Genomic DNA, 18,212 nt, shown 5'->3' on the forward strand with positions numbered 1-18,212 from the left:
AATTGGTAATTTTACGCCATGAAAATAGCTATAGTTTGTTATCCTACGTTTGGCGGAAGTGGAGTTGTCGCTACCGAATTAGGTATCGCATTATCTAAAAGAGGACACGAAGTCCATTTTATTACCTACAAGCAACCGGTAAGACTTGATTTACTAAATGAGAAAATATTTTTTCATGAGGTAAATGTGCCGGAGTATCCCTTATTTCATTTTCAGCCGTACGAACTCGCTTTATCCAGTAAGTTGGTAACAATTATTAAGGCATATCATATAGACGTAATGCACGTACATTATGCAATTCCTCACGCATATGCCGGTTATATGGCTAAAAAAATGCTGAAGCAAGAGGGAATAACGGTGCCTATGGTAACCACCTTGCATGGCACAGATATTACCCTTGTAGGAAGCCATCCTTTTTATAAGCCTGCTGTAACTTTTAGTATAAATAAGAGTGATGTAGTAACCTCCGTATCTCAAAGTTTAAAAGAGGATACAAACCGTCTTTTTGATATTAAACGTAAAATACGAGTTATCCCTAATTTTATAGATATCAATACGGTTAAAGACACATTTACAGATTGCCAAAGAGCATTAATGGCAACCGAAGAGGAGCGTATAATTACACACATTAGTAATATGCGCGAAGTAAAATGTATACCAGATGTAATAAAAACATTCAGTAAAATTCAAAAGCATTTACCTTCAAAACTTATAATGGTAGGAGAGGGACCAGAACGCGGTCCTGCAGAATTGCTTGCTCAAGAACTTGGAATAGCAAATAAGGTTGTATTTCTGGGAAATAGTAATGAAATTGATAAGATTTTATGCTTTTCAGATTTGTTCCTGTTACCTTCAAAAGCAGAGAGTTTTGGTCTTGCAGCATTGGAAGCAATGGCACACGGTGTGCCTGTGATTTCATCAAATGCGGGAGGTCTTGCTGAAGTTAATCAAGATGGCTATTCTGGATTTATGAGTAGGGTAGGTGATACTGATTCTATGGCAACAAATGCATTGAGTATTTTAAAAGATTCAAACACGTTGAATTTGTTTAAAAAACAAGCACGTCTTCAAGCTCAGCAATTTGCAATCGAGCGGGTAGTTCCTATGTATGAAGATGTTTATTTAAAAGCCATAAACAGACTTAAGAAAAAACCAAAAGCTGCATTAAAGAAATAAGTTGAGTAGAATGATCGAGTCAAAAAAAATCCCGCTAGCTTAAGCTAGCGGGATTTTTTTTATTTACAGACTTTCGATTAAAACTGGTAACGCAAACCTAATGCGATATCAAATCCTAAATCATCATTAAAATCGTTAAAACCTATTTCTGGTCTAAAGTCAAGTGAAATTAAAAGTGGAATATCGAAGTTATATTCGATACCTACATTTCCAGCTCCAAAAAGGAAAACCTCAGAATCATCATCGTTATCTCTACCTGGGAAATCATCATCATAGCTTACACTACCTAAACCACCACCTACACCTGCATACCAGTTGAAGCCACCATCAATATTCCATACCCATTGGTAAAGACCTGCTAATTTAAAAGCATCATATCGATTACCATCGTTGATACCAAGATCTAATTCTAGACGATTATTGTCTCCTAAACCTCTTTGATATGATATTTCTGCGCCAAAACCATCGTTATCTCCCAAACGGATCCCTAGTGCATTTTTAGAAATTTCCTGAGCCTGACCAGTAAGTGAAAAGCCGGCAATAAGTACAAAAGCTATAAATAATTTTTTCATAATTGTAATTGATTTGTTGTTTAACATCGCAAATGTAAGTTGAGGAGCAGTTATGAATTCTGCGTTTTACGCCAATGTTTTGTTAAGCTTATCTTAGAAAATGTTAACACCCTAAGTAGAGAATAATTGTAACTTTGATTTTATGATTATAGACAATAAAGAAGCATTACAAACACTTAACGACGCTCTGGAAGGGGAGTTGTTTTTTGACGATTTACATAAAAAACTTTATGCAACAGATGCTTCCGTCTATAGAGAATTACCGCTAGCTGTAGCTTTTCCTAAAACGGATAAAGATATTCAACAACTTATAGCATTTGCTGCTCAATATAAAATAGGAATTATACCGCGTACCGCTGGGACTTCTCTTGCAGGACAATGTGTAGGTTCTGGGATTGTGGTTGATGTTTCTAAGTATTTTACACAAATTTTATCTTTTGATAAAAAGAATAAAACGGTTACTGTGCAACCCGGAGTGATTCGGGATGAATTAAATAGGTATTTAGAGCCTTATGGATTGTTCTTTGCGCCTAATACTTCTACATCAAACAGATGTATGCTGGGAGGTATGGTAGGTAATAATTCATCTGGGACGACCTCTATTCAGTATGGAGTGACCCGAGACAAAGTTCTGTCGTTGAAAACGATTTTAAGTGATGGTTCGCATGTAGAATTTTCAGAGGTTTCTTCGGAAGAATTTAGACAGAAATGCAACTTACAAACTCTTGAGGGAGCTATCTATAAAGAAACTTATAATGCCTTAAAGTTACCTGAAACGCAACAAAGAATACTTGATAATTTTCCGAAGCCAGAAATACACCGTAGAAATACGGGTTATGCATTAGATTCACTTATTGAAAGTACGGTTTTTAATTCTGAAAGTAAGCAAGCTTTCAATATGTGTAAACTGCTTGCAGGAAGTGAAGGTACATTAGCATTTACAACAGAAATTACTTTAAAATTAGATGATTTACCGCCTGCTGAAGCCATAATGGTTGCAGCACATTTTAAGAGCATAAATGCTTGTCTTGAAGCAGTTGTTCCTGTTATGCAGCACAATTTGTATGTGTGCGAAATGATGGATAAAGTAATTCTCGATTGTACTTTAAATAATCGTGAACAGCAAAAAAACCGTTTTTTTATAAATGGTGACCCTGTAGCAATTTTAATGTTGGAAGTTCGTGCCCAAACGCTGGAATTAGCTAGATTAAATGCTGCAGAGCTTATACAAACACTTGAAGCTTCAAAACGCTGTTATGCATATCCTACACTTGAAGGTTCTGAAATTAATCAAGCTCTTGAATTGCGCAAAGCGGGATTAGGGCTTCTGGGAAATCTTGTAGGAGACCGTAAAGCGGTTGCTTGTATTGAAGATACTGCAGTTGCGCTTCCTGATTTGGCATCTTATATCAAAGAGTTTACCGCATTGATGCAAGGGTTTAAGCAAGACGCTGTTTATTATGCTCATGCTGGTGCTGGAGAAATTCATCTGAGGCCCATTTTAAACATAAAGAAGAGTACCGATGTGGTGCTGTTTAGAGAAATAACCACAGCGGTTGCAAATTTAGTAAAGAAATATAGAGGCTCTATGAGCGGTGAGCATGGCGATGGTCTTGTGCGCGGAGAGTTTGTGGAGTTTATGATAGGTAGAGCCAACTACGAGATCTTAATTCATCTAAAAAAGACTTTTGATCCATTAGCATTGTTTAATCCGGGTAAGGTAATTAATGCTAAACCTATGGATGAACAATTACGTTATGAGGTAGATCGAGAAGAGCCTGAAATTGATACTTTATTAAATTTTGATGACTCTAAAGGCATTTTGCGTGCAACAGAACAATGTAATGGAAGTGGAGACTGCCGCAAGTTGCCGGAAGCCGGCGGAACGATGTGCCCAAGTTACAGAGCAACGCGTAATGAAAAAGATTCTACTCGAGGTAGGGCAAATACACTTCGCGAGTTTTTAACTCATTCTGAGCGTAAAAATAATTTTAATCATAAAGAACTTAAAGAAGTTTTTGACTTGTGCTTAAGTTGTAAAGCTTGTGCTAGCGAATGTCCCAGTAATGTAGATGTTGCTACGCTAAAGGCAGAATTCGAATATCAATATAAAAAAGAAAATGGAAGTTCGTTACGTACACGCGCATTTGCATTTAACGCTCATTTAAATAGATTTGCTTCAGTAGTTCCCGGAATTACCAACACCCTCTATAAATCAAAACTTGCAGGAGGTTTTATAAGAAAGACGCTAGAGGTAGCGCCAGAACGAAGTCTTCCGCCTTTGGCGAAAAAGACATTGCGGGCACGATTTAAAAAATTGAGCGCCTTCAATCCTAAAAATCCGATTAAAACAGTTTATTTATTTGCAGACGAATTCACGAATTTTCTTGATGCTGCTATAGGTGAAGATGCTATTATCTTACTGCAGCGGCTTAATTATGAGGTGCGTATAATAGCTCACGCAGAGAGTGCCAGATCTTTAATATCTAAGGGTTTTTTAAAACAAGCTCGTAAAATAGCCCGTAAAAATATAAACACATTTAAAAATCTTATAGATGAAGATCACCCTTTAATAGGAATTGAACCTTCTGCAATTCTAGGTTTTAGAGATGAATATATACGTCTGGCTAGTGATAGCGCAGAAGCTAAAATTCTAGCGAAAAATACTTTTATTATCGATGAATTTTTAAGTTCAGAAGTTAAATTAGGTAATATAGAATCTAGCTCATTTACTACTGAAGCCCGAAAAATTAAAATTCACGGTCATTGCCATCAAAAGGCCTTGAGTGGGATTGAGCATACTTTTGCTATTCTCAATTTGCCGCAGAATTATACACCTACAATTATACCATCTGGATGTTGTGGAATGGCGGGTTCTTTTGGTTACGAGAAAGAACATTACGCATTAAGCATGCAAATAGGAGAGCAAACTTTATTTCCGGCGGTGCGAAAAGCGCCTCTAGAGACATTAATCGCTGCTACGGGAACAAGTTGCAGGCATCAGATTAAAGACGGGACGCAACGCGAGGCGATACATCCCGTGTCTATTTTAAAACAAGCATTAATCTAAATCTAATACTACTTTAAATGTACTTTCGGTGTTTCCGAGGGTCATAAAACCAGTGTGAAGATCTTTCTGATCAACGGCGTAGGGGTAAAAGCTTACAGGCTCAATACACACCATATTAGTAACCTCAGTCCAAAGCATAAAATTGCCAAAACCTTCTGAAGTTATGCTGATTGCTTTTTTGTCTTCTAACGTGATTTTAGTTGTGTCAGGTACTTGATAAGCTCTACTGCCTACGGCCAGAATTTCATCTAAAGTAATGTCCTTAGTTGGAGTTTTTATAAGAGGTTCTGTACTCTGAATATTAAACGCCGGATGATACCCTAACATAAAAGGCATACCTTCTTCACCGTTAATTATAAATTCAATTTTAAGTTTATTTTCAATAAGAGTAAACTTCTTTTTAAAACTGAAATCATAAGGCCAGGAAAGATGCTCTTCAGTAGATTTTGCAGGAAATTTTGAATTTTTCACCTGCGTATTTGCTAGATATTTTTTTTCGAAGATTGAAGAAGTTTCAGTCGATTCTACTTGCTTGTAAGTTAGCTCCCGTAACAATCCATGCTGATCTTGAATAGCAAAGCCTCGAGGAGTATTAACTTTAAAATCGGCTTTATCTGTAGGGCCTATGATAGGAAACATTTCGGTGTCTGAGCTACGCCATCCCGGAGTTCCTTTCTGGTGGATGTACTCATAGTTATCCTTTGTGAAGCTAACAAGTTCACCTTCATCAATTTCTACTTTTAGGTTATTTAAATTTAGATGTACCATTTAATTTAGATTTTCTAGTGTGTTATAATAATCAAGCTGTAAATCTTCGTGAAGCCCTTCGATCTTCTTGGTTATATATTCAACTTGGCGTAAATATAAATTCCTCAATGTATTGTTGTTACGTATGCTGGGTTCAAAATCGTTCATCTGCTCGCAGAAGTAGAGTAAGAGTTGAACTTCGGTTTCCTTATTACCCGAGTAGCGAATGTATTTCTTAGTATCTTTTAGAATTTTACGTATCGCTTTTTTCAGCCAATAATAATTTTTTGAGTTGGCTGCTGCAAATTGTTCTGCAATTAACTCTTTAATTGAATCTACGTAACCCGCTTCATAGTCTGATTCGAACAAGAGATAGGTAAGTAATTCCTTATTTTCTTTTTTGAAACGAGACAGCTTCAAACAAAGTTGCAAGAGTTCATCAGTGTCTTTATGCTTAAGTTCTTTTTTAAGTTGAGTTACGGTGGCTGTCTTCATAGATGCAATTTATGAAAATTGCTGTTAAGGCCTGTTAATACTGGCGTTTCAAAAGCTAAATTATCTTTAAAATGTTGGGAGAGTGCAGTCATATGACTAGTTTTAGTATAAATAATAAAAAAACGACGATATGAAATTTTCAAGAAATGCATCTGCAAACTGGAAAGGAAAAATAAAAGAAGGTCAAGGAACTATATCTACAGAAAGTACGGTACTTGATGAAGCAAAATATGCTTTTGGTACCCGCTTTGAAGATGGAAAAGGAACAAATCCTGAAGAACTTCTAGGTGCTGCTCACGCAGGATGTTTTACAATGCAACTCTCCGCATTTTTAGGTGAGGAGGATTATACTGCAGATAATTTACACACAGATGCGAAGGTTACTTTTGAAGATGGAGAAATAACAAAAGTACATTTAACTCTAAAAGGTAAGGTGCCAGGAATCAGTGAAGAAGAATTTGTGAAAATAGCTAACAAAGCTAAGGAAAACTGTCCTGTTTCGAAGTTATTTAAAGCAGCGATTAGTCTTGATGCGACACTAGATTAAGAACCGTAACGATAAGTAGAAAAAAACCGCCGGAAGGCGGTTTTTTTATGTGTCACCGTCAACATTTGAAAAGTGTATATTTGAAGCATAAAACAGTTTTGTGCCTTCAATAATTAAATTCTTTCTTCCAGCATTAATAGCCTTTGCGGCTACTTATGGTATTTGTAAGATTTTACTAAAACCCGCTTTTGCTCGATATTTTATTGAAGAACCTGGTGGAAACAAGTTACATCGCAATCCTGTTCCTGCATCTGGCGGTATAGCTTTATTTATAGGGATTTTATTCACAGCCCTTTTATTTGAAGGATCTCTGTTATTTCAGAATTACTTTTATATTCTTCTAGCGTTTGTTTTACTATTTCTTCTTGGGTTAATAGATGATTTAAAACCCTTAGGATGGATGGTCAAGTTGGGGGCCCAATTAATTCTGATAATAGGCGTAGTTCTACTGGCAGATTTACGCATAGAATCTGTTTTGCTCGATTATTCATTTTTTAAAATCCCATATACATTAAGTGTTTTCTTAAGTATTGGTGTATTAATCTTCTTTATCAACGCTTTTAATTTTATCGACGGAATAGATGGACTAGCTACAACCGTTGCGTTACTATTTATATTAGGCTTGATGTATTTTAGAATTCCGTTTTCTCCAATTTTTTTAATGTGCACAGGAGCAGGACTGTTTGCATTTAGAAGATTGAATAAATCTCCTGCTAAAATTTTTATGGGAGACAGTGGTTCTCTAAGTATCGGATTTTTATGTGCTAGCCTCTTTATTTTGTTTTGTGAAGGAGATGTTCAAGTATCAAGTACCAATTTATATAGCGACCAGCTGCGACTGCCCATTGCATTGACATTGTTCTGGTATCCTCTTTTTGATACACTACGGGTTTTACTAATTCGTCTTTCAAGCGGTAAATCTTTATTTAAAAGAGATAAAAAACATAGTTATTCATTGCTTTTAAGGGTAGGTTACAGTCATAATCAAATTGTTATTGTTGTTGTGCTTTTAACTATCTGCCAACTTGCAATTTGTTTACTAGTGGCGCCTCGGGTAGGTTTAATTTATTATTTTATGTTTCAAGTTGTAATTTGGTTGGGATTACATGGGATGCTTTTGTATATAATGCAAAATCATAAGAAGATTTCAAATAATAGCTAATGGAAAATTTACCTCGCATAGGTCTGGCATTACCGGAAATTAGCACGGATGATATAGCTTATGTAACCCGAGCTATGACAGAAAACTGGATTACCACAGGAGGTCCTTTTGTGAATGAGTTTGAGAATGATTTAAAAGCTTATTTAGATATATCTAATGACATTCTAGCTCTTAATTCAGGTACATCTGCATTGCATCTTGCATTAACAGTAGCCGGAGTTAAAGAGGGAGATTTTGTTTTATGCCAGACCATGAGCTATGTAGCGACAGCTAATCCAATCCAGTATTTAAAGGCGAAACCGCTATTTATAGATAGTGAAATAGAAACTTATAATATTTGTCCTGAGGCTTTAGAAGAAGCTATTTTAGATTGTATTAAAATCGGGCAGATGCCTAAGGCGCTTATCCTGGTTCATTCCTACGGAATACCTTGTAAAATAAACGAACTCACAACTATTGCCCGTAATTACGAAATCCCGATTATTGAAGATGCTGCTGAAGCACTAGGAAGTTATTATGATGATCAAAAATGTGGCAGTTTTGGTGATTTTAGTGTTTTTTCATTCAATGGAAATAAAATTCTTACTGCAGGCAGTGGAGGAGCACTTATTTGTAGGTCTGATAGTGATGCCCAACGTGCACGACATTTAGCGAGTCAGGCAAAATCGTTGGCTTTTGGTTTTGAGCATGATGCCGTAGGCTATAATTATTTGATGCCGGGATTGAATGCTGCATTAGGTACAAATCAATTACGAAATTTGGAATCTAAGTTAGTCTCAAAAAATAAAATAAATGCTTTTTATAAAGAGTTATTCAAGCAGATTGAAGGTGTGTCTTTTATTGAAACATCAAATACTCGCAGTAAATCTAATCATTGGTTAAATGGTATTTGTTTTGATAATTTAAGTTTCGATCACAAAACGCCACAAGGATTATTAGAGTATTTAAATTCTAAAAACATTGAATCACGCTTTTTATGGAAGCCACTTCATCTACAAGGTATTTATATAAATCAAAGCTATTATGGCGCCACAGTTGCTGAAGATTTGTGGAAATCGGGACTTTGCTTACCTTCAGGAACTGGAATGAGCGATGAGAATTTAATCCGTATTGAATCAGCTCTTAAAGATTATTTTAAAGTATAATGAATCACTATTCTGAAACCATATTAATTACAGGAGCTGCAGGGACTATAGGCAAGGAGCTTACATTTAATTTTTTGGCGGTTGATTATGTTCAGCTTGTTCTTGTCGATATTTCAGAAATTGGCATCTTTCAGTTACTTGAAGAAATAAATATTAAATATCCCCAGTTAGCTGTAAACTATTTTATAGAGAGTATAAGTAATAAAGAGTTTGTGCAATACTTGTTTAAAGAATTTAATTTTAAACGTGTATTTCACGCAGCAGCCTACAAGCACGTGGCTTTAATGGAAGCAAATCCTTGCTCTGCGATTGTATCTAATATCTACGGAGCTCAACTCATAATTGATCATTCAATTATAAATAATGTTTCCCAGCTTGTTATATTATCAACTGATAAAGCAGTGAATCCTATAAATACAATGGGACGAACAAAGAATGTGATCGAAAAATATGCATATTTAAAATCTGAAGAACCTCATAAAACCAATTTGATTGTTCTTCGACTGTGTAATATTTATAGCTCCTCGGGATCTGTTGTTCCTATTTTTAAAAGTAGAATAGCCCAAAATTTACCTTTGATTATTAAAGATTCAAAGCTGATACGCAGTTTTATAAAACCAAAGGAAGTGAGAAATATATTCAATTATATTTTTCACAATTTAAACTTAAATGGTATTTATATTCCTAACAATTCGAAAGAGATTCTTATTCAAAAAATAGCTAGCAAAGTACTTAAAGAGTCAAATAAAGATGCAACTACCTATCCCATAGTCTATACGTGTCTACCAGAAGATGAGAAGTTGAAAGAAGAATTGCTTAATACGAATGAATATAGAATTAAACTAACAAATGCTCCAGTCGAATTTTTAGATACCCATAAGCCTACATCGTTAAACACAATCTTACTTGAAGAGTGTATTCAGGATGCAAAAATGTATCAAGTAAAAAGTGCTTATGAGAAGCTCTTAAAACTTTCAACTAATTCGTAAATGTCGCATTGGTATTTGAAATTATGCGGTCTATTGCTAATTCGTATTTACCGGCAAATTTGACATTTTTCAATCCTTCTATATGACGCATGTGATGCGTGTCTGTACCTAAAAACTCATATTTACCATCGGTAAGAAGCTGTTGCGCAATTTTTGCAATACCTGGACCGTAATATCCTCCTATAGAAAGGGCATTAAGCTGAAATTTACAAATAGACGCTAAGTCATTATAAACGTCATAGGTTTTATGATAAAAAGCATATCGTTCTGGATGTGCAAGTACCGGAATGAACCCTGCGTTACCTAATTTAAATAGAATCTCTCTGAGATTAATTGGAGGTTGTAAATAAGACATTTCTACCAAGACATAATTGTCTTTGAGTGGGAGAATCTTCTTTTCGTCAATTAAGTTTGCAAAAGAAGAGTCCATCATATATTCTGAAGAAGCTTTAATTGTAAAGTCCTTTTGATTGTTTTGAATAAGGAAATCTTCAAGTTCTTGTTTAGCAGCTAATATAGTATCGGGCGTATTGGGATAGTAATCACTGATGGTATGGGGAGTACAAATTAAATTTGTAATGCCTAATTCTTTAAAATTGCTTAGAAGTTTTAGAGAATCTTCGGCAGTTTTAGCGCCATCATCAATTCCGGGTAGTATATGATTATGAATATCTGTAAATTCGCCGAGCTTTGAAGCCAAGAATTTCTTAGAATTGAATATAGAGAACATATTTCTTTATTTTCGGCAAAAATAAACAATAGAATCAGTTAAAGCTTGCACTTAACAGAGGTTTAAAATAAAATAAATATGATCAAGAAAATAGTCATTATCAGTCTTCTGTTAAGCTCAGTCTTAGTTAATGCTCAAGATAGTTTAGTTTCTTCAATGGAAACTAGAGGAATGTTGTCATCTGGAGATACAAAACCATTCTGGTTTTATGCGAACCAGAAGGGCCGAGTAGATTCAAAATCAAATTTCATGACATTGGCTGCTGTAAAATATGCCAAATCGTTCAACGAATCTAATGCTTTGGAAGTAGGTGGTGGATTATTATATAATGATGGATTGTATGAAGATATTAAGATAGATGAGCTCTATGCGAAGTATACCTGGAAAATAGTTGAAGCAAGTGCCGGTATTAAGCATAGAGATGAAAAGTTAAAAGGAATTTCAAGTGTAGGCGGAGATATTATCTGGAGTAACAATGCTAGAGCACTTCCTGGATTGTATATTGAAATGACCGAACCAATAAATATCTTTAAGTGGTTTCAAGCAAAAGGAACTTTTGGACATTACTTTTTAGGTGATGACCGTGTAGTCAAAAATGCACAAGTTCATCACAAAAGTCTAGAATTGGCATTAGTATTTTCTCCTGGCGATCGATTATCTGGTAGTATGAAACATTATGTGCAATATGGTGGCACTTCTTCTAGATATGGGAAACAACCAAGTAGTTTTAGAAATTATATAGATGTATTTTTTGGTCAAGGTTCAAGTACAAATGATGCTTTTGAAGGAGATCAAATAAACTCTTTAGGAAATGGGCTGGGATCTTATGAGTTAGCTTACGACTTAACTCGAGAAAATTATTATTTGCGTTTGTATCATCAGTCGTTGTTTGAAGATACATCTGGCATTGAATTAAGTAATTTTCCCGATGGAGTATGGGGAGCATATTTAGAACCAGCAAATTCAAAATATATCGATGCTATAGTTTATGAATATGTGCAGACAGTATCCCAGAGTGGAAGATTTATGCGTAATGGTGATATTGGCAGATTTAGTGGTGGTGACAGTTACTTTTGGAATGGTATATATAATACTGGATGGCAATATGAGAATCAGATTATAGGTTTACCATTTATACTTCCGGGCGAATTTGGAAGACGCTTTAAAAATGATCGCAGTTTTGTACATCACCTGGGTATTACTGGTACATTGGGAGAATTTAAATATAAAGCTAAAGGAACTTATGTGAAAAACTTAGGAACTTATAATGACCCTTACCCTAAATCTGAACAAGCAGTTTATTCATTTTTAGAAATTGAATACCCTACTCAATATGGAAATTTCACAGGTCTTTTTGCTATTGATTATAGTAATCTGACAAAAGAAAACTTAGGATTGGGTTTAAAATATTATTATTCGTTTTAGTGACTGGGGCTTATCTTATAGATTTGAGGATTTAAGTATATTGCTTAAAACTATTTTATCTATTGAGAATTAATTTCAATACCTTTTGTGTCTTTATTCTCCTAACATTTAAATTTTTAAATGCTCAGGAACTACCTCCTATATTCAATTTTTCACCAGATTCCTATAGAGCAGAGAATCAGAATTGGTCTATTGATCAAGCCGAATCCGGTTACATATATGTAGCAAACAATAGTGGTTTACTCGAATATGATGGTGCAAAATGGCGGGTATATTCATCTCCAAATAGAACTATTATTCGTTCGGTTAAGGTAGTTAGTGATCGCATATATACAGGAAGTTATATGCAATTTGGTTATTGGCAATCTGACTCTAGCGGAAAACTCACTTACAATTCGCTAAGTGACAATCTAGAGTTGCCTTTACAAGAAGATGAACAATTCTGGAATATTTTACCTTTAGATCGATGGGTTTTGTTTCAATCTTTAAACAGAATATACATTTATGATACGCGGTTTAAAACATTTGAAATAATATATAGTGATGCTACGATAAGTAAGTCTGTAGTAGTTGGTGGCAAGATCTACTTTCAAAGTATTGGGGAAGGATTATTCACAATATTGAATGGAAAAAAAGACCTAATTTCTAATGCTTCAGTATTCAAAAATAAATTATTAGTTACCTTAATTAAAACGGAAACAGACCTAGTTGCAGTAACACAAAACTCCGGATTTTTTACGATTCAAGATGGAATTACAGAGCCTTTGGTACTGCCTGCCAGTCCAGAACTATCAGAGAAAACAATTTATAGCGCAAAACAGTTAAAGGATAAATCCCTCATAATCGGAACCATATCTGATGGAGTATATCATTTAGCAAATGACGGTACTATTCAATATCATATCAATCAAGATGCTGGATTGTTCAACAACACGGTTTTAAGCATTAATGAAGATAGAGATAGTAATGTGTGGCTAGGGTTAGATCGCGGTATTGCGCTCATTAACAATAACTCTCCATATGCTGTTTATAAGGATAATAGTGGCGATATTGGTGCAGTTTATTGTGCAGCAGTAAAAGATTCATTATTGTATTTAGGAACTAATCAAGGTTTATTTTACAGACCTTTAAACAACACGAACCAACCTTTTACCTTAATTCCTAATACTAAAGGGCAAGTTTGGTTTCTTGATATTCTGGGAAACGATCTTCTATGTGGTCATCACGAAGGCACTTTTTTAGTAAAGGGAAATCAAGTTAAATCAATTTCTGAAATTCAAGGTGTTTGGAAAATTATGTGGCTGGATGTCAAGCGTGGACTCGCTATCCAAGGTAATTATAATGGTCTGTATATTTTAGAAAATAAAAATGACCAATGGACCGTTCGAAATAAAATTGATGGATTTAATATTTCAAGTAGATATTTTGGTTTTATCAACCCTAATACACTTTACATAAATCACGAGTATAAGGGTGTATTCAGACTAAAAATAGATGCTAATTATCAGAAAGTAGTAGAACAGCAACTCGTAAAGGATTTAGGAAAAGGAGAGAAATCGGGTATATTAAATTATGATGGTAAGCTGTTATACACGTCAGAAAATGGAATTTTCAAATTAGATAGCGCAAAAAAAATATTTGAAAGAGAGGAGGCTTTAAGCCTTGGCTCCTATAAAAACGGTAACTATTTAAGTGGAAAGCTCACCTATGATGAACCGCATAAAAAATTGTGGGGGTTTAATACTGAAGAGATTTTTTATGTCGAACCGGGAGCTGTGGGTATAGAACCAAAAATAACTCACATATCGTTTCCCTCCACTAAAAGACAAGATGTAACAGGTTTTGAAAACATTACATTCTTAGAAAATAATCGTTATTTAATAGGTAATTCCTCGGGTTATACAATTTTAAACCTTGATAAAAAGGAACCTTCGAATTACGATGTTACAATACGTTCTATTCAAAACGGAAGTTTAGATAAAGAGCTGCGGCTGGTACCACTAGATAAAGATCAAGTTTTTAACTACAAAGAGAATAACTTAATCATTGATTATAGTGTAGCCAACTACGATATATTTAAATCCGTAAATTATCAATACCGCCTTTCTGGTTTATATGAACAATGGAGCTCTTGGAGTACAAAATCTGAAGTAGCTTTTGAAAATTTACCTTCAGGCAATTATTCCTTTGAAGTAAGAGCAAGAATTGGAGATGAATTAATAGACAATACCGCAAACTTTGTTTTTACAGTTAAGAGACCTTGGTATTTATCGGTACTAATGCTTGTCATTTATCTTATTCTATTGTTAGCGTTGTTTGTTGCTATTCATTTTTTTAATAGACGATACTATAAAAAACAAAAAGAGCGTTTAATTGAAATTAATACGCGTAAGATCGAACTTTCAAAATACGAAAGTGAGCGCAAAATAATGCAATTAGAAAACGAGAAATTGCTTCAAGATGTAGAAAGTAAAAATAGAGAGCTCGCAGCTTCAACAATGAGTATTGTAAAGAAAAATGAGCTTCTCAACACCATTAAAAAAGAATTATTAGCTTCAGATAATGAAGAAGAATCTAAGTCAGTAATAAAAATTCTTGATAAAAATCTGAATCCAAAAAAGGATTGGGAATTATTTAGTCAGGCTTTCAATAATACCGATAAAGATTTTCTAAAGAAAATTAAGAGCAAGCATTCAAAATTGACGCCTAATGATTTGAAACTTTGTGCGTATTTGAGACTTAATTTATCTTCTAAGGAAATTGCTCCTTTGTTAAATATTTCGGTTCGAAGTGTTGAAATAAAAAGATACCGATTGCGTAAAAAATTAAACTTAGAACATGAAGATGGGCTCGTAGAGTATATACTTTCCATTTAATCCACCTCTACAATTCAAAAAAACACCTATACAACACCTATACGAAAACGATAGTAATTGTTTAATTAAGTAATAATTGACGGTTATTCTAATTTTTATTTATGGTCTTATCGCCTTTTAACGCACACGTTTTCGTTAAGTTTTAATGAGCTGTAGTATTCTGTATATTTTTTGTTGAGGTGGTTTTTTTTGAACCCTTCATATCGTGAGGTAGCTTTGATTTCAAACTAATTATATATGAAATCAATTTTATCTTTAATCTTATTTGGGTTCTTTAGTCTGACTGTTCTTAGTCAGACTAATTCTCAAATACGTATTTCTGGTACCGTTTCTGATCCTTCGGGAATGCCTTTACCAGGAGTTAATGTACTTATTAAAGGAACCAACAAGGGAACAACGACAGATTTTGATGGACTTTTTGTCATCGAGACAGAATCAAATAGCATTTTGCAGTTCTCTTATTTGGGTTTCCTTACTAATGAGCGTTTAGTTCAAACTTCTACAGATTTGAGTATAACACTAGAAGAAGATGCTAGTACGCTTGACGAAGTTGTAGTCGTAGGTTATGGAACTCAAACGAAAAAAGAAATTACGGGAGCAGTAAGCGTAGTAAGTTCTGAGAGTATTGAGGAGCAGAATCCTGTACGCATTGAGCAGGCTTTACAAGGTCGTGTAGCTGGTGTAAATATTAGCTCAACTTCTGGTTCACCAGGTAGTGCATCTACAATTTCGATACGCGGGATATCTACTAATGGAGATAATAGACCGTTAATACTTGTTGACGGAGCGGTAATTGAAGATTTAAGTGTTATAAATCCTAATGATATAGAAAGCATTAATGTACTTAAGGATGCTACAGCAGGTATTTATGGAGTTAGAGCAGCAAATGGCGTAATATTAATAACTACTAAAGGTGGACGTAAAAACACAGACCTTCGTGTAGATCTTGATTCTTATGTAGGCTTACAAGAAACGAGTAGAAAACTTCCTGTATTAGATGCCACTGAATATGGTGCTATTATTAATGAGGCATATGCTGCCGGAAACCAAGCGCCTCCTTTCCCTAATTTGGCAATTTTGGGTTCAGGTACAAACTGGCAAGATGAGGTTTTTAGACAAGCTTTACTTTCAGATGTTAACGCAACAATTTACGGTGGTGGTGAGAAGTCGGCTTACTCAATAGGTGCCGGTTATCTCGATCAAGATGGAATCGTAGGTGGTGGAGCAGTAAATTTTAATCGTTTTACAGGGAGAGGTAGTTATGATTTAGATCTACTAGATAATTTAAAATTAACTACAACCGCTATATATACAAATTCTAACCGAAGTACTTTATCAGAAAATGCTTTAGGATCTGTGCTTTTCAATGCAGTGAATATGGCGCCTACATTTTCTGTTAGAGATGCAAATGGTGATTATACCCTAGCTACTGGTTTAGGAAATGAAGTAATAAATCCTTTAGCTCAAATTGAAAATACTTTTAATGGGACAGTTGTAGATAAAATTACTGGTACTGTGGGATTAGCATATGATTTTCTTGATCATTTTACAATTGAATCCAGATACCAGTTTAATTATTCTGAGGTTCATAATACTAGTTTTCTTCCTAGCGGGCTGAATTTTGGAGATGGAAAAGTGTTTAATAATCTTGGTGATAGTCAGTATTTTGTAAATGATAGTTTCTTTCGGGATTATACTTTTGATAATTTTCTTACTTATAAAAACACCTTTGGTGATGATCATAATCTAACCGCTTTGTTGGGAATGTCTGTTTTTAAAACGACAGGCGAGTTTTATAATTTTACAGGAAGAGGTATTGTAAGTCCTACCTATGAAGGAGCTTCCCTTGAGAGCGCAGCAGAATTAATTGACGCAAGAGATGTAAATGGAGCTAATGAATTTGATCAACGACTTCTTTCCTATTTTACACGGGTTCAATATAACTACAAACAACGCTATCTATTTTCTGCTGTTTTAAGACGTGATGGCTCATCTAATTTTGGTCCAAGAAATAAGTTTGGTTATTTTCCATCTGCATCCTTAGGATGGGTTGTAAGTGATGAAGCTTTTTATGGAACTAGTGATGTACTAGATTTTCTAAAGCTGAGAGCGAGTTATGGTATTTTGGGTAATGATAGAATTGGTGCTTTTGGTTATGTTTCTACCTTAAATGCTGAAGGAACTTATGTTTTTAATAACGAACTCGTTTATGGGGTGGCTGCTGGGCAGTTATCTAACCCAGAGATTAAATGGGAACGACAAAAAACCTTTGATGTAGGTTTTGATGCAAGACTCTTTAACTCTGCAATTGATCTTACGGTTGATTATTTTAAACGAAGAACTGACGATTTATTACTTATACCTCAGGTTTCAGGAATTCTAGGTGTATCTGCTCCCGGTGCTGGCGCTCCTATAGTTAATGCGGGAAGCGTAGAAAATAGTGGATTAGAATTCTCACTTTCTTATAGTAAATCCTTTAATGATGATGCGGGATTCAATCTGAGTTATAATTTTACGACACTCAAAAACGAAGTTATCGCCGTAGGTAATGAAAGCGGTTTCATACCTGGAGGTAGTTTTGGTTTTGGTCAGGAAGCGCCCGCTCGTATGGAAGCCGGTTTCCCAATAGGTTACTTTTATGGTCTTCAAACAAATGGCATTTTTCAGTCTCAGGCTGAAGTAGATGCTCACGCTACGCAAACAGATGCAACACTTGGTGATCTGCGCTATGTAGATCAAAACGGAGATGGAGTAATAAATGGAGATGATCGTGTAAATCTGGGCGATCCAATTCCAGATGTAACAATGGGACTCAATCTTGGATTTAACTACAAGAATTTTGATTTTACCGCCTACGCCTTTGCTTCAATCGGAAATGATATAATACGCGCATACGACCGCAATCAAAACCTCACTAACAAGACAAATTATGTATTGGACCGTTGGACAGGTGCAGGATCCACAAATTCGTTTCCACGAGTTACTACAGGACCTAATTCTAACTTACTATTTTCAGATTTTTATGTTGAAGATGGGTCTTACCTAAGACTGCAAAATGTGCAATTGGGTTACAGTTTAGGTAATGAGGTACTTGATCAATTAGGTATAAGAAAATTACGCTTTTACTTAGCGGTATCTAATCTATTTACACTTACCGAGTACAATGGCTACGATCCTTCTGCATCATCTGGAGCTCCCATAGGAGGAGGTATAGATCAAGGATTCTATCCCGTGCCACGTGTTTATACAGCAGGAATGAACTTCAAATTTTAATCGAT

General features: G+C 35.0%; 13 protein-coding genes. 9 read left to right on the forward strand and 4 right to left on the reverse strand.

The window, feature by feature from the left end:
• The first annotated feature begins 18 nt into the window (after positions 1-18).
• Positions 19-1,176, forward strand: coding sequence for an N-acetyl-alpha-D-glucosaminyl L-malate synthase BshA (gene bshA, locus ABVM53_RS11580; RefSeq protein WP_405326176.1), 1,158 nt, complete (start codon positions 19-21; stop codon positions 1,174-1,176).
• A gap of 77 nt (positions 1,177-1,253) precedes the next feature.
• On the opposite strand, the gene ABVM53_RS11585 is transcribed toward bshA, so the two are convergent.
• A complete protein-coding gene (locus ABVM53_RS11585; protein WP_371456026.1) occupies positions 1,254-1,748 on the reverse strand; it encodes a hypothetical protein in 495 nt (164 codons plus the stop codon).
• Between the two features lie 142 nt (positions 1,749-1,890).
• Here ABVM53_RS11585 and ABVM53_RS11590 point away from each other — a divergent pair, with 142 nt between their 5' ends.
• Positions 1,891-4,818, forward strand: coding sequence for an FAD-binding and (Fe-S)-binding domain-containing protein (locus ABVM53_RS11590; RefSeq protein ID WP_405326178.1), 2,928 nt, complete (start codon positions 1,891-1,893; stop codon positions 4,816-4,818).
• On the opposite strand, the gene ABVM53_RS11595 is transcribed toward ABVM53_RS11590, so the two are convergent.
• Both ABVM53_RS11595 and ABVM53_RS11600 read right to left on the reverse strand, forming a co-directional pair.
• Positions 4,810-5,586, reverse strand: coding sequence for an aldose 1-epimerase (locus ABVM53_RS11595; RefSeq protein ID WP_405326180.1), 777 nt, complete (start codon positions 5,584-5,586; stop codon positions 4,810-4,812). The genes ABVM53_RS11590 and ABVM53_RS11595 overlap by 9 nt on opposite strands.
• The gene (locus tag ABVM53_RS11600) at positions 5,587-6,060 is read right to left on the reverse strand and encodes a hypothetical protein (protein ID WP_405326182.1); all 474 of its coding nucleotides are present in this window, start codon (positions 6,058-6,060) and stop codon (positions 5,587-5,589) included.
• 130 nt (positions 6,061-6,190) lie between these two features.
• On the opposite strand from ABVM53_RS11600, the gene ABVM53_RS11605 reads away from it, so the two are divergent.
• The 4 genes from ABVM53_RS11605 (at position 6,191) to ABVM53_RS11620 (ending at position 9,903) form a co-directional block, all read left to right on the forward strand.
• Entirely contained in the window at positions 6,191-6,607 is a 417-nt protein-coding gene (locus ABVM53_RS11605; protein WP_405326184.1) for an OsmC family protein, read from the forward strand.
• Positions 6,608-6,707: 100 nt separating this feature from the next.
• Entirely contained in the window at positions 6,708-7,769 is a 1,062-nt protein-coding gene (locus tag ABVM53_RS11610) for a glycosyltransferase family 4 protein (protein ID WP_405326186.1), read from the forward strand.
• On the forward strand, positions 7,769-8,914 hold the full coding sequence (locus tag ABVM53_RS11615) for a DegT/DnrJ/EryC1/StrS family aminotransferase (RefSeq protein WP_405326188.1): 1,146 nt from the start codon (positions 7,769-7,771) through the stop codon (positions 8,912-8,914). The genes ABVM53_RS11610 and ABVM53_RS11615 overlap by 1 nt, the downstream gene beginning before the upstream one ends.
• Positions 8,914-9,903 (forward strand): polysaccharide biosynthesis protein, encoded by a 990-nt coding sequence (locus ABVM53_RS11620; protein ID WP_405326190.1) that lies wholly within the window; start codon positions 8,914-8,916, stop codon positions 9,901-9,903. The genes ABVM53_RS11615 and ABVM53_RS11620 overlap by 1 nt, the downstream gene beginning before the upstream one ends.
• Here the strand turns inward: ABVM53_RS11620 and ABVM53_RS11625 are convergent.
• Entirely contained in the window at positions 9,893-10,603 is a 711-nt protein-coding gene (locus ABVM53_RS11625) for a tyrosine-protein phosphatase (RefSeq protein ID WP_405326192.1), read from the reverse strand. The two genes, ABVM53_RS11620 and ABVM53_RS11625, sit on opposite strands and share 11 nt — an antisense overlap.
• Before the next feature lie 108 nt (positions 10,604-10,711).
• On the opposite strand from ABVM53_RS11625, the gene ABVM53_RS11630 reads away from it, so the two are divergent.
• The 3 genes from ABVM53_RS11630 to ABVM53_RS11640 all read left to right on the forward strand — a co-directional run bounded on the left by ABVM53_RS11630 (position 10,712) and on the right by ABVM53_RS11640 (position 18,207).
• Positions 10,712-12,058, forward strand: a complete 1,347-nt coding sequence (locus tag ABVM53_RS11630; RefSeq protein WP_405326194.1) for a capsule assembly Wzi family protein — start codon at positions 10,712-10,714, stop codon at positions 12,056-12,058.
• Between the two features lie 62 nt (positions 12,059-12,120).
• Positions 12,121-14,934, forward strand: coding sequence for a triple tyrosine motif-containing protein (locus ABVM53_RS11635; RefSeq protein ID WP_405326196.1), 2,814 nt, complete (start codon positions 12,121-12,123; stop codon positions 14,932-14,934).
• A gap of 237 nt (positions 14,935-15,171) precedes the next feature.
• On the forward strand, positions 15,172-18,207 hold the full coding sequence (locus tag ABVM53_RS11640; RefSeq protein ID WP_405326198.1) for a SusC/RagA family TonB-linked outer membrane protein: 3,036 nt from the start codon (positions 15,172-15,174) through the stop codon (positions 18,205-18,207).
• Positions 18,208-18,212 lie beyond the last annotated feature (5 nt).

Origin of the sequence: Leeuwenhoekiella sp. LLG6367-2.1, assembly GCF_045055775.1 — a bacterium.
GTDB classification, from domain to species: Bacteria; Bacteroidota; Bacteroidia; order Flavobacteriales; family Flavobacteriaceae; genus Leeuwenhoekiella; species Leeuwenhoekiella aequorea.

Coding starts and splice junctions, on each gene's coding strand:
- ABVM53_RS11595 (WP_405326180.1), bottom strand. CDS start 5,586: ATGGTACATCTAAATTTAAATAACCTAAAAGTAGAAATTGATGAAGGT.
- ABVM53_RS11590 (WP_405326178.1), top strand. CDS start 1,891: ATGATTATAGACAATAAAGAAGCATTACAAACACTTAACGACGCTCTG.
- ABVM53_RS11630 (WP_405326194.1), top strand. CDS start 10,712: ATGATCAAGAAAATAGTCATTATCAGTCTTCTGTTAAGCTCAGTCTTA.
- ABVM53_RS11605 (WP_405326184.1), top strand. CDS start 6,191: ATGAAATTTTCAAGAAATGCATCTGCAAACTGGAAAGGAAAAATAAAA.
- ABVM53_RS11600 (WP_405326182.1), bottom strand. CDS start 6,060: ATGAAGACAGCCACCGTAACTCAACTTAAAAAAGAACTTAAGCATAAA.
- ABVM53_RS11620 (WP_405326190.1), top strand. CDS start 8,914: ATGAATCACTATTCTGAAACCATATTAATTACAGGAGCTGCAGGGACT.
- ABVM53_RS11640 (WP_405326198.1), top strand. CDS start 15,172: ATGAAATCAATTTTATCTTTAATCTTATTTGGGTTCTTTAGTCTGACT.
- ABVM53_RS11615 (WP_405326188.1), top strand. CDS start 7,769: ATGGAAAATTTACCTCGCATAGGTCTGGCATTACCGGAAATTAGCACG.
- ABVM53_RS11585 (WP_371456026.1), bottom strand. CDS start 1,748: ATGAAAAAATTATTTATAGCTTTTGTACTTATTGCCGGCTTTTCACTT.
- bshA (WP_405326176.1), top strand. CDS start 19: ATGAAAATAGCTATAGTTTGTTATCCTACGTTTGGCGGAAGTGGAGTT.